A 14,827-nucleotide genomic window follows, 5' to 3' on the forward strand; every position below is an offset into this window, starting at 1 on the left:
CCACCAGGTAACACAGACTTTGCTGGTCAGGTGCGCAGTCTTACCTGAGCCGTTCCGGTCGCCCGGTCGTTCGGGTCCACGATCAGCTGGTACGTCCCGGTCGCCGGCAGCTCGGTGCCCTCCTCGCGCAGCCCGCCCCTGCCGTTGATCACGCAGCCGGACTCGACCACGTCGCCGTCCGGGCCGCGCAGCTCCAGGCCGCCGCACTGGCTCGGCAGGTCCGTGCTCGGGACCTCGATGAACACCCGCTGCCCGATCCGCCCGGTGAAGGTCAGCACGCCGACCGCGCCCGGCCGGTCGATCCGGACGGTGACCGCGTCGCCGTCCACCGGAAGGTCGAGCCGTTGGTCCACGGCGAGGACCACGCGCACCTTCGCCTCGCCGACGTTCGTGTCCCGCGGGTCCACGACCACCGTGTACGTGCCGCCGTCCGGCAGGGTGAAGCCGTCGATGTAGCCGCTGCCGTTGATGACGCAGCCGGAGGTGACCTGCTTGCCGTCCGGGCCGAGCAGGTCCAGGCCGCCGCACTGGCTCGGCAGGTTCGTGCTCGGCACGTCCACGAACACCTTCTGCCCGGCCGTCGCGGTGAAGGTGAACCGGGCGACCGTGCCCGGCTTCGCCAGGCGTGCGGTCAGCTCCGGGCCGTCCGGCGTGATCGCCTCCTGCTGGTCCTCGACGGTCAGCAGGCGCAGCCGGGCCTCACCGGTGTCGTCGCCCCGCGGATCGACCGTGATGCTGTACGTGCCGGTCTCCGGCAGCACCGTGCCGTCGATGTACCCGGCGCCGTTGATGACGCAGCCCGACGCCACCTGCTTGCCGTCCGGGCCGAGCAGGTCCAGGCCGCCGCACTGGCTCGGCAGCGTCGTCGCGGGCACGTCCAGGAAGACCTTCTGCCCCTTCGTGCCCGCGAACTCGACCTTCGCGACCGCGCCCGGGGCGTCCACCCGCACCGTCCAGGTCTGCCCGCCCAGGTCCGCGCCCCCGGCGAAGACCTGGCCCGCCTTGGCGGCCACGGCGAAGTCGGGCTGCCCGGTCAGCGCCACGTCCAGCACGCAGCCGGCCAGCACGGCCGGGTCGGAGACGCCCAGCTCGCGGCAGATCGCCTCGGCCGAGGCCCGGTTCGGCAGCTCGGCGGTGGCCGCGTCCTGCTCCGGGAAGGCGCGGTCGACGTAGCTGTCGGTGGACTTGCCCGCCGGGTAGGTGAACAGGGACGACGCGGCATCGACGCGCCAGCTGTCGGCGTACGCCGGATAGAGCGCGGCGAACGTCGGCTGCGTGCCCAGCGGCGTGCCGCCGCGCGGGCGCACGTCGTCGTCGGACTTGCCGTTGAAGTCGCCGAGCAACCCTTCCAGCTTTCCCGCGTACGCCTGCGCGGGCTCGACCGACAGGGCCAGGCCCCAGATGCCGATCGGATCGATCACCAGGCGGGAGCCGTCCTTCCAGCGCAGCTCGACGTCGCCGTCGGCGTTCGTGCGCACCTCGCCGCCCCCGGCGAGCCGCCGGGGGGCGGCCAGCTCCGCCGGGGCCGGGCCGGTCGCCACGCCCGCCACCAGCAACTCGACGCCGGCCGTGGTCATCCGGGCCTCGACCCGCTCGCCGTCGACCTTCGCCGCGACCGCCGAGTTCACCGCGACCATGCGCGAGCCCGGCACCGGCTCCTGGCGGACCTGGATCTCGTACGCCCCGGCGGTCTCGCGCACCGCGACGAACTCGCCCGCGGCCTGGAAGTCGTAGCGCAGCCCGTCGATCGTGCGCAGGTGCGGGTCCCCGGTGCTGTGCCCGCAACCCGCGCCCGTGCAGGCCGGGGGCGGCGGGGGAGCGGTGCAGTCCCCGCTCGGCAGCGGCCGGTCGCCGTAGTGGCTGCGCGCCGGGCGGCCCAGCGCCTCCCGCAGCCGGTTCTGCGCCCGGGTGGCCATCACCTCGGTCGTCGGGATGCCGCTGCCCGCGCAGTCCTCCCGGCTGTACGTGCCCTGGTTGTGCTGCCAGCCGTGGTGGAACTCGTGGTAGAGCACGTCGCACGGGTCGGCGTTGCCGCCGCTGCCGAAGTAGGCGTGCCGGTCCTCGGTGTCCCAGAAGACCAGGATGTTGTTCTTGTCGAGCGCGCCCTCGTGGCTGTCGCCGGGCTGGGCGCGGATGATGCTCACGGTCACCCCGGGCGCCTCCAGCGCGGGCAGGATGCCCGCCGGGTCGCCGCCGGGCGCGTGCAGGATCGCGCTGCAGGCGGCCCAGGCGTCGGCCAGCTCCGGGTCGGTCACGATGATCTCCGCGTACGCCGGGCGGCCCGGCCCCGCCACTGCGCCGAGCGCCACCACCAGCGCCAGCACCACCGCCCCGCCGATCCCGGCCACCCCGCCGGACCTGCCGGAGTCCCCGTTCCCGTCCGCTCCGTCGGACCCGGACCTGCCGGAGTCCGCGGTTCCGTCTCCGGCGCTGGAGCCTGTGCCGCCGGCCGCCGGACCGCCGTCGGGAGCGGGGCCGTCACCCGTCGCGGCGGCCGCGCGGCCGCGTCTGCGCCGCTTCACCAGGATCACGACGAGCAGCACCACCACCAGCACCGACGCGACGGCCCCGGCGAGGATCGCCCAGTGCCACCACGGGCGGCCGGCGTCCACCGCTTCGGCCGTGACAACTGCCCCGGCCAGCGGGGCGCAGGCGGCCGGCCCGCTCTCCGGCACGATCGGCACCGCGTACGTGAACTCCAGCCGCAGCGGCACCCCGGGCTTCACCGGGTACAGCGAGCCGAACGCGCCCGCGCCGGCCGACCAGGTGACGATCTCGATGGCGTGCCCCGTCGGCCCGATCGGGATGGCGCGCAGCGGCACCTCCGTGCTCGCCCCGGGCTCCAGCGTGTGCAGGCGCTCGGCCAGCACTGCCTCCAGCGATTCCGCGAACGAGGTCTCCATCGGCAGCGGCGTGACGGTGACGCCGTCCTGCTCCAGCCGGGTCACCGCGAGTGTGCCGTACGCCGAGGTCACCACCTGGCAGGCCGCGTCACCCCGGTTGGCCAGCACCAGCACCGTCGCGAGTGGATCATCACCGCGTACGGTCACCGCCAGGTCGCCGGCCGCACGGGCGGGCGTGGCGGGCAGGAGTACACAAGCGATCGCGGCGGCGCTGAGCAGCGCGCGGCGGAGGGGGTGCGCCATGCGGCACACGATATGGCCTGCGGGCCTCCGCGGTCGGTCGGGAAGCGGATAGGTGACACGGGCGCATGCGATCTAAGCTCGTGAGCGCCTTTCGGGCATGCCCCCTCATCCCCCAGGAGAACTCCGATGTACCTGCTGAACAAGCAGTTCTGGATCGCCAGCGCCGAGCGTGCCATCAAGACCTTCGTGCAGGCCCTGATCGCCGCGTTCGGTGTCGGCCAGGTCAGCGGCGTGGTGGGCGTGGACGTCGCCGCGATCGACTGGCGCGGCGCGCTGTCGCTGGCCTTCAGCGCCGCGCTGCTGTCGGTGCTCATGTCCGTCGGTTCCGGACCGATCGGCGCGTCCAACAGCCCCAGCGTGCTCGCCGCCGCCCCCGCCGCCGCGGCCACGGCTCTCGTCGCGGCCGCCGCCGCCAGCCCGGTGCTCGCCCCGGCCGTCGCCGCCGCCACCGCGGCCACCGAGCCCGCACCCGCCGCCGAGCCCGCCCCGGCCGCCGCCCCGGCGGAGCCCGCGCCCGCCGCAGCAGCCTGACCGGAACACGGAAAAAGGCCCCGCCAACCGGCGGGGCCTTTTTCCGTACCGCTTCTCAGCAGTCACTGGGCTTCTGCTTCGACTGCTATCCGCTTCGCTCCTAGCAGTCGAAGTACATCTGGAACTCGTGCGGGGTCGGGCGCAGGCGGACCGGGTCGATCTCGTTGGACCGCTTGTAGTCGACCCAGGTCTCGATCAGGTCGCTGGTGAAGACGCCACCGGCCTGCAGGTAGTCGTTGTCCTTCTCCAGCGCCGTGAGCACGTCGGCGAGGGAGCCCGGCACCTGGGTGACGTTGGCGACCTCCTCCGGCGGCAGGTCGTAGAGGTCCTTGTCGATCGGAGCCGGCGGCTCGATCTTGTTGCGGATGCCGTCGAGACCGGCCATCAGCATCGCCGAGAACGCCAGGTACGGGTTCGACGACGGGTCGGGGCAGCGGAACTCGATGCGCTTGGCCTTCGCGTTCGTGCCGGTGACCGGGATACGGGTGCACGCGGAGCGGTTGCGCTGCGAGTACACCAGGTTGACCGGCGCCTCGAAGCCGGGCACGAGGCGCCGGTACGAGTTGATCGACGGGTTGGTGAACGCCAGCAGCGACGGCGCGTGGTGCAGCAGACCGCCGATGTACCAGCGGGCCATGTCCGACAGGCCGGCGTAGCCGGTCTCGTCGTAGAACAGCGGCTCGCCGCCCAGCCAGAGGCTCTGGTGGGTGTGCATGCCCGAGCCGTTGTCGCCGAACAGCGGCTTCGGCATGAAGGTCGCGGTCTTGCCCGCGTGCCAGGCGGTGTTCTTGATGACGTACTTGAACAGCTGCATCTGGTCGCCGGAGGCCAGCAGCGTCGAGAACTTGTAGTTGATCTCGGCCTGGCCGGCGGTGCCCACCTCGTGGTGGCCGCGCTCGACGGTGTAGCCGAGGTTCACCAGGTTCGTCACCATGGTGTCGCGCAGGTCGGCGTAGTGGTCGGTCGGCGCGACCGGGAAGTAGCCGCCCTTGTAGCCCGGCTTGTAACCGCGGTTGGCGCTGCCGTCGGCGTTGGTCGTCGCGCCGGTGTTCCACGCGCCCTCGACCGAGTCGATGTGGTAGAACGCCTGGTTGGCCTGGGTGGAGTAGCGGATCGAGTCGAAGATGTAGAACTCGGCCTCGGCGCCGAAGTACGCGGTGTCCGCGATGCCGCTGGCCGCCAGGTAGGCCTCGGCCTTCTTGGCCACGTTCCGCGGGTCACGGGAGTACGCCTCGCGCGTGAACGGGTCGTGGATGAAGAAGTTCAGCGCCAGGGTCTTCTGGATGCGGAACGGGTCGACGAACGCGGTGGTCACGTCCGGCAGCAGCAGCATGTCCGACTCGTGGATCTGCTGGAAGCCGCGGATGGACGAGCCGTCGAAGGCGAGACCGTCGGTGAAGACGCTCGCGTCGAACGACTGGACCGGCACGGTGAAGAACTGCATCACGCCGGGCAGGTCACAGAAGCGGACGTCGACGAACTTGACGTCTTCGTCCTTGAGGTACCGAAGCAGTTCCTCGGAATTGGCGAACAACACGTCCTCCTGGCACGGATGGTCTGCGGGAGCCTCCCGGCCCCCACTTCAGCACATCTCCGGGGCTGACCTCGGGAGACGCGGCCGACGGCGCTGCACTGCGTCGGGTGGCCATTGGCTGGTGGCGACGCTAGAACCGTGGCGTTGCCCGGCCGTGTCAGCTTTGTTTCCGCCGTGTTACGTCACCCGTAAACCGGCCGTATGGGCTGGCCGGACAGCTCACCCGGCCGGTGCGGCGGGGCGGACGGTACGCTCGGCGGGTGACCGACGTATCCCTGCCTGCCGTACCCTCCCTGGCCCGAAGGTTCGGGGCGCTGCTGCTCGACTGGATGCTGTGCGTCCTGGCCGCCGGCGTCTTCGCGGACCCGATGCGGGACGGCTGGGCGGCACCGGTGGTGCTGATCGCCGTGTACACGTTCTTCGTCGGGTTCTTCGGGCAGACGCCGGGCATGCGCGTGACGAAGATTACCTGCCTCGGCGTCGACTCGGGTCAGCCGGTCGGCCCCCTCAAGGCGGCCCTGCGGGGCACCCTGCTCGCGCTGGTCATCCCCGCCCTGATCATGGACGGCGAACGCCGTGGCCTGCACGACCGCGCCGCCGGCACCATGATCCGCCCCGCCGCCTGACCCACCCCGCCCCTTCTTGCGAAGGGTGGGGGTGGGGTGGGGCGTCAGGCGGGTGGAGTGAGGCGGGCCTGGCGGAGGGTGGGGATGGCCAGGCAGAGGGCGGCGGCGACGAGGATCAGCGAGGCGCTGGCGGCGAAGGCGGCGACCGTGCCCAGCAGGGCCGCGGCGAAGCCCATGACCGCCATCGCCGGCGGCACGATGCCCAGGCTCGCCAGGTTGTTGATCGAGGCGACCCGGCCGCGGTGCGAGTCGGCGGTGTACGTGTGCGTCAGGCCGCTCAGCAGCACCGCCTGCGGGCCGCCGGCCAGGCCGCCGACCGCGGTGGCGGCGAACGCCCAGCCCGGCGTGGGGGCGACGGCGATCGCGAACAGCGCGCCGCACTGCACCACCGCGCAGCAGGCCACGATCGCGCCGAGCCGTCCAGTGGGCCGCCACCGCATCATCAGCAGGTTGCCGCCGACCGAGCCGACACCGAACCCGGCCAGCATCACGCCGATCCCGCCCGCGCCCCAGCCCCGGTCGTCGGCCACGAGAGCCAGGCCCACGTTCAGCGGCCCGACCGCGCCCAGGTTGACCAGCAGCCCGACCAGGGTCACGGCCCGCAGCAGCCGGTGTCCGAGCAGGTAGCGCAGGCCCTCCCGCACCGCGGCGCCGATGGGCGCGCGGGCCGGTCCCGATGCCGGCTCGCCGTTCGCGTCCGCACCGCCGCCTTCACGGTCCGCGCCGTCGGGATCTAGAAGGTTTGTGGTCGCCCCGGCGACGACAACCCTTCTAGATCGCTGGGGATCGGGGGTGGTGGGGTGGACGGACCAGAGGGCAAGGACGGAGATGGCGAAGGTTGCGGCGTTGACGAGGCAGGCCAGGGGGAGGCCGCCGAGCGGGAGCAGGAGGCCGCCGAGGGGTGCGCCGACGGTGAGGGCCAGGCGGGCGGTCAGGCCGGACAGGGCGAGGCCGCCGGTGAGCTGGGCGGGGGACAGCAGCCGGGGCAGCATCGCCCCGGCCGCGGGCAGGAACAGCGCGTCGGCCAGCCCGAAGAGGAGGGCCACCACGACGAGCAGGGCGACACTCGGTTGGGCCAGGGCCAGCGCGGCGGTGGCGAGGGCGATCGCGCCGCGGGCGACGTCGCTGCCGATCATGAGCCGGCGGGGGCCGTACCGGTCCACGATCGCGCCGCCGAACAGCAGCAGCGCGAGGCGGGGCAGCGCGGAGACGGCCAGGACGGCCCCGGCTGCGCCCGGGGAGGCGAGCTGGACCGCGCTGTAGGACAGCGCGACGTACCAGACCTGGTCGCCGAGGATCGACACCGCTTGGCCGCCGAGGTAGCGCAGGAAGGCAGGCGACCGGTGAGCGGGCAGGTCGGCCGGGGGCGCGGGGTGCGCCGGGCTGCCGGTGACGCCGCGCTGCCGCGGCGCGACGCCCGGGTCGGGCAGCGCGCGGCCGGCGTCGGGTGTGCTGGTCGGGGTCGTGGGCACAGCGGAGGTCGGGGCGGGGGCGGCGGCGTTCATCAGGGGCGCTCCGGGAAGGCGTGGAAGAAGAGGAAGACGTGCTCGCGGGGCTCGGCGTCCGGGGCGGCGGCGTGTTCGTTGCTGCGCTGCTTCCAGCGCACGACCAGCTCGTGCAGCTCGCCGGTCAGCTCGGCGAGCTCGGCGGGGGTCAGGCGCAGGAAGGTGTCGCTGCTCATGGCGGCGGCCTGCCACTGCTCGGTCCAGGTGTCGCGGGACTGCTCGTAGGCGCGTACCCGCTCGAACTCGTCGATGACGGTCTGCGCCTTGACGGCCGACGCGATGGCCTGGCCCTCAGGGGTGGGGAAGTCGAGCGACGACCAGCCGTGCGGGCCGGGCACCGCGCGCCACCAGCGCTCGCGGCGGTCGCGGGCCAGTTCCGGGACGTCCTCGACGAAGCCGGCCTTGACCAGCTCGCGCAGGTGGTAGCTGGTCTGCCCGGGGTCGGTGCCCAGGCGCTTGGACAGGGTCGCGCCGGTGGCCGGCCCGGCCTGGACGAGCAGCCGGTAGAGCTTCTGCCGGATCGGCTGCGCCAGGCCCTTGAGGACCTGCGGATCGGTGATGCGCCTCATCTCCATACCCACCAACCTAGATCCAGTAGATCCCTACCGCAATACTTCTACTGGATCTTGCGAACATCGATGGATTCGAGCGTTCAAAAGGGCACCTTCTACAACGCATGGCGTTGTGAAGGTGCCCTTCCTTTGGGCTCAGCGCTGGCGGCCGCCGCCGCGGGGCATGCGCGGCGGGCGGAACTCCTTGGGGAGCTGGCCGCGGGGCATCTGGGGGCGGGCGTTGAGGGCGGTCAGGGCCCGGTCGAGGGCGTTGACCTCCTTGCCCGACAGGTTGCGGGGCAGGCGCATCAGGGTCATCCGCAGCTTGCGGATGGACAGCTGGCCCTCTTCGGTGCCGATGATGTAGTCGTACAGCGGGGCGTCGCCGATGACCTTGGTCAGGCGGCGCTTCTGCTCGCCCAGCAGCGGCTTGAGCCGCGCCGGGTTGCCCTCGGCGAGCAGGATGACGCCCGGCTTGCCGATCACCAGGTGCACCACGTCGAACTGGGTGGTCGCCGAGACGGCCTGCTTGACCCGCCAGTCACCGCGCATCTGCTCGACGAGCTGGCCCGCCGCGCCGGGCTGGCCCTCCATCATGTTCATCATCGCGGTGTTGGACCGCAGGTTGAGCACGATGAGCACGGCCAGCAGCGTGGTCAGGATGCCCAGCGGGATCCAGATCCAGGCACCGGTGTACAGGAAGACCGCCACGGTGATCGCCAGCGGCAGCACGACAGCGGCCACCACCAGGGGTGTGAACCATTTGTCCTGCTTGGCGGTGAACTTGAACACCATGCCGATCTGCTTCAACCGCTGGAAGAAGCTGACCTTTTCTTCGGCCTTTGCCATAGACGATCCTTCAGATGGGCAGAGTCTAGTTTGGGTGACGGTGGGAGGTTCAGGCGGCGGCGGTGCGCGCGTCGAGTGCTTGACGATACAAGCGACCGGCCCGGTACGACGAACGCACCAGCGGTCCGCTCATCACGCCGGCGAAGCCGATCTCCTCGGCCTCCTCGCGCAGCTCGACGAACTCCTCCGGCTTCACCCAGCGCTCCACGGGGTGGTGGCGCGGGGTGGGGCGCAGGTACTGCGTGATGGTGATCAGCTCGCAGCCGGCCTCGTGCAGGTCGCGCAGCGCCTGGGAGACCTCCGCGCGCTCCTCGCCCATCCCCAGGATCAGGTTCGACTTGGTGACCAGCCCGGCCTTGCGGGCCTGGGTGATCACGTCGAGGGAGCGCTCGTAGCGGAACCCGGGCCGGATGCGCTTGAAGATGCGCGGCACCGTCTCGACGTTGTGCGCCAGCACCTCGGGCGCGGCCGAGAACACCTCGGCGAGCTGCTCCGGGACGGCGTTGAAGTCGGGGATCAGCAGCTCGACGCCGCAGCCCGGGACGAGCGCGTGGATCTGGCGGACGGTCTCGGCGTACAGCCAGGCGCCGCCGTCGGGCAGGTCGTCGCGGGCCACACCGGTCACGGTGGCGTACTTCAGGCCCATGGTGGCGACGGACTCGCCGACCCGGCGGGGCTCGTCGGCGTCGAACTCGGCGGGCTTGCCCGTGTCGATCTGGCAGAAGTCGCAGCGCCGGGTGCACTGGTCGCCGCCGATGAGGAAGGTCGCCTCGCGGTCCTCCCAGCACTCGTAGATGTTCGGGCAGCCGGCCTCCTGGCACACCGTGTGCAGGCCTTCCCGCTTCACCAGTGAGCTGAGCTGGGTGAATTCCGGACCCATCTTCGCCTTGACCTTGATCCACTCAGGCTTACGCTCGATGGGGGTCTCGGCGTTGCGGGCCTCGACGCGCAGCAGGCGCCGGCCCTCGGGAGCGACGATGGTCATGCCGCCAGCGTACGCGCCGAAAAGGCCCTGATCTTCCGCTGGGTAACGGACGTCTCAGCCCCGCCGTGACCGGAAAACCGGGCTGCGCGCTTCCCGATCATGGTCTACAGTCTCCGCTCAACAGCAAGTGACGGAGCGAATCACCGGAGTGACGCCCGGGTCGGGTCGGCGTGCAGCCGCCCGTGTGGCCCCTTCACCTGCTGGTAGAGGCCCGGATCATCCGGGTGAAGGTGTGGTGGCACCGCGGGTTCCCAAACCGCCCACACCCCTTTGGGGATGGCGTTGCGGAAGAACCGGAGGTAACCCACCATGCAACGCGTCCTTTCCGTCGAGCTGCCCCGCCATGTGGGCGCACGGATCACCATCGCCGGCTGGATCCATCGCCGCCGGCTGCTCAAGTCGGTCTCCTTCCTCATCGTGCGCGACGCGTCCGGCCTGAGCCAGGTCGTGGTCACCGCACCGGAGCTGCGCGAATTCCTGGAGACACTGCCCGAGGAGACCGTGGTCGCCGTCGAGGGCCTGGTCACCGCGAACCCGGCCGCGCCCGGCGGGGTGGAGCTGACCGAACCGGCGGTACGCCTGCTCGGCGAGCCCGCCCAGCCCACGCCGTTCGACCTGTACCGGCCGGTGCTGACGCCGACCCTGCCCACGCAGCTGGACCACGCCCCGCTGTCCCTGCGCCACCCGTCCCGGGCCCGCGCGCTGCGGATCAGCGCCGCGGCGGCGGCCGGCTTCCGCGAGGGCCTCGACACGCTCGGCTTCACCGAGATCCACACGCCCAAGATCGTGGCGACGGCGACCGAGTCCGGGGCGAACGTGTTCGCGCTGGACTACTTCGGCCGCCCCGCCTACCTGGCCCAGTCGCCGCAGTTCTACAAGCAGCAGCTGGTCGGCGTGTTCGAGCGGGTGTACGAGGTCGGGCCGGTGTTCCGGGCCGAGCCCAGCGACACCACCCGGCACCTGGCGCAGTACACCTCGCTGGACGCGGAGCTGGGTTTCATCGGCGACCACCGCGACGTGATGGCGGTGCTGCGCGAGACCGTGGCGGCCATGGTCGCCCGGGTCGGCGCGCTCGGCGCGGCCGTGGCGGGGCTGGAACTGCCCGAGGTGCCGGCCGAGATCCCGTCCCTGCACTTCAGCGAGGCGCTCAAGATCGCCGGGGCGCCGGCGGACGAGCCCGACCTGGCGCCGGCGCACGAGCGGGCGATCGGGGAGTGGGCCAAGCGCGAGCACGGCAGCGAGTTCGTCTTCGTCACCGGCTACCCGATGGCGAAGCGGCCGTTCTACACCCACCCGCAGCCCGGCGACGAGCGCTGGTCGAACAGCTTCGACCTGCTGTTCCGGGGCCTGGAGCTGGTCACCGGCGGGCAGCGGCTGCACCGCCACAGCGACTACCTCGCGGCGCTGGCCGCGCGCGGGGAGAGCGCCGAGCCGTACGAGCCCTACCTGCAGGCGTTCCGCCACGGCATGCCGCCGCACGGCGGGTTCGCGATCGGCCTGGAGCGTTTCGTCGCCCGCATCACCGGGGCGCAGAACATCCGCGAGGTCACCGCCTACCCGCGCGACCTGCACCGCGTCACCCCGTAACCCCCAGACCCGCCGCGCGGCCCACCACACCGGGTCGCGCGGCGCTCGATCCACCGACGTGCCTGGCAATCGGGCGTATGAGCAGTCAAGATACGTCCGATTGCCAGGCAAGACGGATGATCAGGTGGCACGGTGAGGGCATGGAGTTCCTGATCGGGCTGATCTGCCTGGTGGTCATCGCGGTGGTGATCGTGGCCTGGGTCGCCTCGCTCTACAACGGCCTGGTCCGGGCGCGCAACGGCTACCAGAACGCGTTCGCGCAGATCGACGTGCAGCTCACCCGCCGCCACGATCTGATCCCGAACCTGGTCGAGACGGCGAAGGGCTACCTCAAGCACGAGCGCGAGACGCTGGAGGCGGTCACCGCCGCGCGGACCGCCGCGATGACCGCCCAGGCCAACGCCGCCCGCAACCCGGGCGACCCGGCCGCGATGCAGGGCCTGGCCGGTGCCGAGAACGGACTCACCCAGGCGCTGGGCCGGCTGTTCGCGGTGTCCGAGGCCTACCCGGACCTCAAGGCCAACCAGAACATGATGCAGCTGTCCGAGGAGCTCACCTCGACGGAGAACCGGGTCGCGTTCGCCCGGCAGGGCTACAACGACGCGGTGCTGGCGTACAACAACAAGCGCGAGACGTTCCCGGGCAGCCTGCTCGCCGGGCCGTTCGGCTTCCACCGGGCGGCGCTGCTGGAGATCGACGACCCGGGCAAGCGCGAGGCGCCGCGCGTGCAGTTCTGACCGCCGCGCCGATGGACTTCTTCGAGCGCCAGCGCCAGGTCAAGCGGATGTCGTTCCGCCTGATCCTGCTGTACGTGCTGGCCGTGCTCGCCATCGTGGTGGTCGTCTGCCTCGCGGTCGCTTTCGCGCTGGGCGCGTTCGAGGCCCCGGCCGCCGAGCTGGCCTGGCTGATGGTGTGGACCGCGGTGCTGACCGCCGGGGCGATCCTGCTGGCGTCGCTGTTCCGCACCATCGGGCTGCGCGCCGGCGGCGGCAAGGTAGCCCGTGACCTGGGTGGCGTGCTGGTCCCCGAGGACACCACCGACCTGCGGCTGCGCCGGCTGCGCAACGTGGTCGAGGAGGTCGCGCTGGCCTCCGGCGTGCCGGTGCCCGAGGTGTACGTGCTGGAGGACGAACCCGGCATCAACGCGTTCGCGGCCGGCTGGTCCCCGGCGGACGCGGCGGTCGCGGTGACCCGCGGCGCGCTCGACCGGCTCAACCGCGACGAGCTGCAGGGCGTCATCGCGCACGAGTTCAGCCACGTGCTCAACGGCGACATGCGGATCAACATCCGGCTGATCGGGCTGCTGTTCGGCATCCTGTTCCTGGCCATCGTCGGCCGCACCTTCCTGTACGCGGGCGCCTTCGGCGGCGGCCGCGACCGCCGCGACAACCAGGGCAGCAACCCGCTGCCGCTGATCGGCATCGCGCTGATCGTGGCCGGGTCGATCGGCGTGTTCGCCGGACGGCTGATCCAGGCCTCGGTGTCGCGGCAGCGGGAGTACCTGGCCGACGCGTCGGCGGTGCAGTTCACCAGGCAGACCTCCGGCATCGCCGGGGCGCTCAAGAAGATCGGCGGCCTGGAGACCGGCTCCCGGCTGTCCACCCCGAAGATCGACGAGGTCGGGCACATGCTGTTCGGCGAGGCCCGGCTGCGCTCGCTGTTCGCCACCCACCCGCCGCTGGCCGACCGCATCCGGGCCCTGGAACCGGACTTCGACCCGGCGCAGCTCGACGCGCTCGCGCGCAAGTGGCGCGCCGCGCCGCCCTCGGGGCTGGTCGAGGACGCCGCGATGGGCCTGTCACTGGCCGAGCAGGGCGGCCCGCTGCCGGATCAGGACACCCGGATGGCGGTACGCCCCGACGCGGTCGCCGCCTCCGTGGGCACGCCGCAGCAGCCCGCGTACCAGCGGGCGGAGTCCATCCTGGAGCGCTTCCCGCCCGAGATCCTGGCCCGCGCCCGGCGCGGCGACACCGCGCCGTCCCTGGTGTTCGGCCTGCTGCTGTCGGAGCAGCCGGAGGTCGCCGACAGCCAGCTCGCGGCGCTGCGCGAACGGCACGGCGAGGCCGCCGTCGCGGACACCGTCGCCGCCGCGGGCCGGCTGGCCGGGCTGCACCCGCTGCTCCGGCTGCCGCTGGCCCAGCTCTGCTTCCCGGCGCTGCGCGCCCACCCGGCCGCCACCCGGCAGGACCTGCTCGGCACCATCGACGCCCTGACCAGGGCCGACGGCCGCGTCAGCGTCTTCGAGTACGCCCTGTCCCGGCTGCTCTACCGCGACCTGTACGAGGCCACCTACGACACCCCGCCCTGGCCGGTCCGCGCGCACAGCCTCGCGACCTGCCGCAACGCGATCGCCTCGCTGCTCGCGGTGCTGGCCCGCGCGGGCCACCCCGACGAGGCGTCGGCCGACCGCGCGTACCACGTCGGCCTGGCGCTGGTCCTGCCCGGACAGCAGGTGCCGATGACCGCCCCCCAGCACGGCGTACTGGCCCTGGACGCCGCCTGGCCGATGCTCGACGGCCTCGCCCCCCAGGACAAATCCCTCCTGATCAAGGCCGTCGTAGCGGTCATCTCCGAAGACGGCACCATGACCGTCACCGAACAGGAACTCACCCGCACCATCTGCGGCATGCTCCACTGCCCCCTGCCGCCCTTGACGCAAGGAAGGGCACCTTCTTAACGCTATGCGTTGTAGAAGGTGCCCTTCCTTCGCTCGCGGTCAGGTGGCGAGGAGTTTGGGGAGGTGGCGTTCGACGATGGGGAGGACCTCGTCGATGGTGACCTCGCGGCCGAGTTCGGCGGACAGGGAGGTGACCGAGGCGTCGGTGATGCCGCAGGGCACGATCCGGTCGAACCAGGTCATGTCGGGGTTGCAGTTGAGCGCGAAGCCGTGGAGTGAGACGTCGCGGGCGACCCGGATGCCGATCGCGGCGACCTTGCGGTCCGGGCCGCGCTCGTCCTCGCGCACCCATACGCCGGAGCGGTTGTTGCCCTTGATCCGGGTGGTGGCGACACCCAGCTCGGCGCAGACGTCGATGAGCATCTGCTCGGTACGCCGCACGTGCGCGACCACGTCGGCGAGCCCGCCACGCTGCTTCGGCAGCTTGATGATCGGGTAGCCGACGAGCTGCCCCGGGCCGTGCCAGGTGATCTTGCCGCCGCGGTCCACGTCCACCACCGGGGTGCCGTCGAACGGCCGCTCCCAGGGCTCGGTGAGCTTGCCGGCGGTGTACACGCTGGGGTGCTCCAGCAGCAGCACGGTGTCCGGCTCGGTGCCCGCGACGACGCCCGCGTGCAGGCGGCGCTGCTCGTCCCAGGCGGTCAGATACTCGACGGTGCCGGCGCGGCGTACCGCGAGTGCCGGCGAGACGATGCTGGTCACGTCGCTCAGGCTACTCGCGCCCGCGCGCCTGGCCAGGGAAGGTGCTCGGCGTCACCCGTACCCGTGAATGCGTGCCCGGCTCGCGACCGGTTAGGGTGTGCGCGAACACGCTTGTGAAAACTTTCACGAATAGT

General features: G+C 71.9%; 12 protein-coding genes. 5 read left to right on the forward strand and 7 right to left on the reverse strand.

Translation table 11 applies throughout. From position 1 onward, the window contains the following. Window positions 1–26: 26 nt before the first annotated feature. Window positions 27–3,146 carry a VWD domain-containing protein gene (locus Cco03nite_RS00360; RefSeq protein WP_203687854.1) on the reverse strand — a complete coding sequence of 1,040 codons (3,120 nt, stop codon included), beginning with the start codon at window positions 3,144–3,146 and terminating at the stop codon, window positions 27–29. A gap of 126 nt (window positions 3,147–3,272) precedes the next feature. Between Cco03nite_RS00360 and Cco03nite_RS00365 the strand changes: the two genes are divergently transcribed. Then, window positions 3,273–3,677, forward strand: coding sequence for a holin (locus Cco03nite_RS00365; protein WP_203687855.1), 405 nt, complete (start codon window positions 3,273–3,275; stop codon window positions 3,675–3,677). Between the two features lie 100 nt (window positions 3,678–3,777). Here the strand turns inward: Cco03nite_RS00365 and glnA are convergent, their stop codons facing one another. After that, window positions 3,778–5,211, reverse strand: coding sequence for a type I glutamate--ammonia ligase (glnA, locus tag Cco03nite_RS00370; protein ID WP_203687856.1), 1,434 nt, complete (start codon window positions 5,209–5,211; stop codon window positions 3,778–3,780). A 260-nt stretch (window positions 5,212–5,471) separates the two neighbouring features. On the opposite strand from glnA, the gene Cco03nite_RS00375 reads away from it, so the two are divergent. Next, the gene (locus tag Cco03nite_RS00375; RefSeq protein ID WP_239167006.1) at window positions 5,472–5,837 is read left to right on the forward strand and encodes an RDD family protein; all 366 of its coding nucleotides are present in this window, start codon (window positions 5,472–5,474) and stop codon (window positions 5,835–5,837) included. 44 nt (window positions 5,838–5,881) lie between these two features. Here the strand turns inward: Cco03nite_RS00375 and Cco03nite_RS00380 are convergent, their stop codons facing one another. The 4 genes from Cco03nite_RS00380 to lipA form a co-directional block, all read right to left on the reverse strand. Further along, the gene (locus tag Cco03nite_RS00380; protein WP_203687857.1) at window positions 5,882–7,342 is read right to left on the reverse strand and encodes an MFS transporter; all 1,461 of its coding nucleotides are present in this window, start codon (window positions 7,340–7,342) and stop codon (window positions 5,882–5,884) included. Further along, the gene (locus Cco03nite_RS00385; RefSeq protein ID WP_203687858.1) at window positions 7,342–7,917 is read right to left on the reverse strand and encodes a winged helix-turn-helix domain-containing protein; all 576 of its coding nucleotides are present in this window, start codon (window positions 7,915–7,917) and stop codon (window positions 7,342–7,344) included. Before Cco03nite_RS00385 ends, Cco03nite_RS00380 begins: the two co-directional genes overlap by 1 nt. Window positions 7,918–8,049: 132 nt before the next feature. Further along, entirely contained in the window at window positions 8,050–8,742 is a 693-nt protein-coding gene (locus Cco03nite_RS00390; RefSeq protein ID WP_203687859.1) for a DUF4191 domain-containing protein, read from the reverse strand. A 49-nt stretch (window positions 8,743–8,791) separates the two neighbouring features. After that, window positions 8,792–9,727: a lipoyl synthase gene (lipA, locus tag Cco03nite_RS00395; protein ID WP_203687860.1), complete on the reverse strand. Its 936-nt coding sequence runs from the start codon at window positions 9,725–9,727 to the stop codon at window positions 8,792–8,794. Between the two features lie 309 nt (window positions 9,728–10,036). Between lipA and aspS the strand changes: the two genes are divergently transcribed. From aspS to Cco03nite_RS00410, 3 genes are all read left to right on the forward strand, one after another. Then, entirely contained in the window at window positions 10,037–11,314 is a 1,278-nt protein-coding gene (gene aspS, locus Cco03nite_RS00400) for an aspartate--tRNA(Asn) ligase (protein WP_203687861.1), read from the forward strand. Between the two features lie 140 nt (window positions 11,315–11,454). After that, window positions 11,455–12,051 carry a LemA family protein gene (locus Cco03nite_RS00405; protein ID WP_203687862.1) on the forward strand — a complete coding sequence of 199 codons (597 nt, stop codon included), beginning with the start codon at window positions 11,455–11,457 and terminating at the stop codon, window positions 12,049–12,051. An 11-nt stretch (window positions 12,052–12,062) separates the two neighbouring features. Further along, window positions 12,063–13,991 (forward strand): M48 family metallopeptidase, encoded by a 1,929-nt coding sequence (locus tag Cco03nite_RS00410; RefSeq protein ID WP_203687863.1) that lies wholly within the window; start codon window positions 12,063–12,065, stop codon window positions 13,989–13,991. Between the two features lie 39 nt (window positions 13,992–14,030). On the opposite strand, the gene lipB is transcribed toward Cco03nite_RS00410, so the two are convergent. After that, window positions 14,031–14,693 (reverse strand): lipoyl(octanoyl) transferase LipB, encoded by a 663-nt coding sequence (gene lipB / locus Cco03nite_RS00415; protein ID WP_203687864.1) that lies wholly within the window; start codon window positions 14,691–14,693, stop codon window positions 14,031–14,033. Window positions 14,694–14,827: the final 134 nt, after the last annotated feature.

It is taken from the genome of Catellatospora coxensis (assembly GCF_016862635.1).
Taxonomy (GTDB): Bacteria; Actinomycetota; Actinomycetes; order Mycobacteriales; family Micromonosporaceae; genus Catellatospora; species Catellatospora coxensis.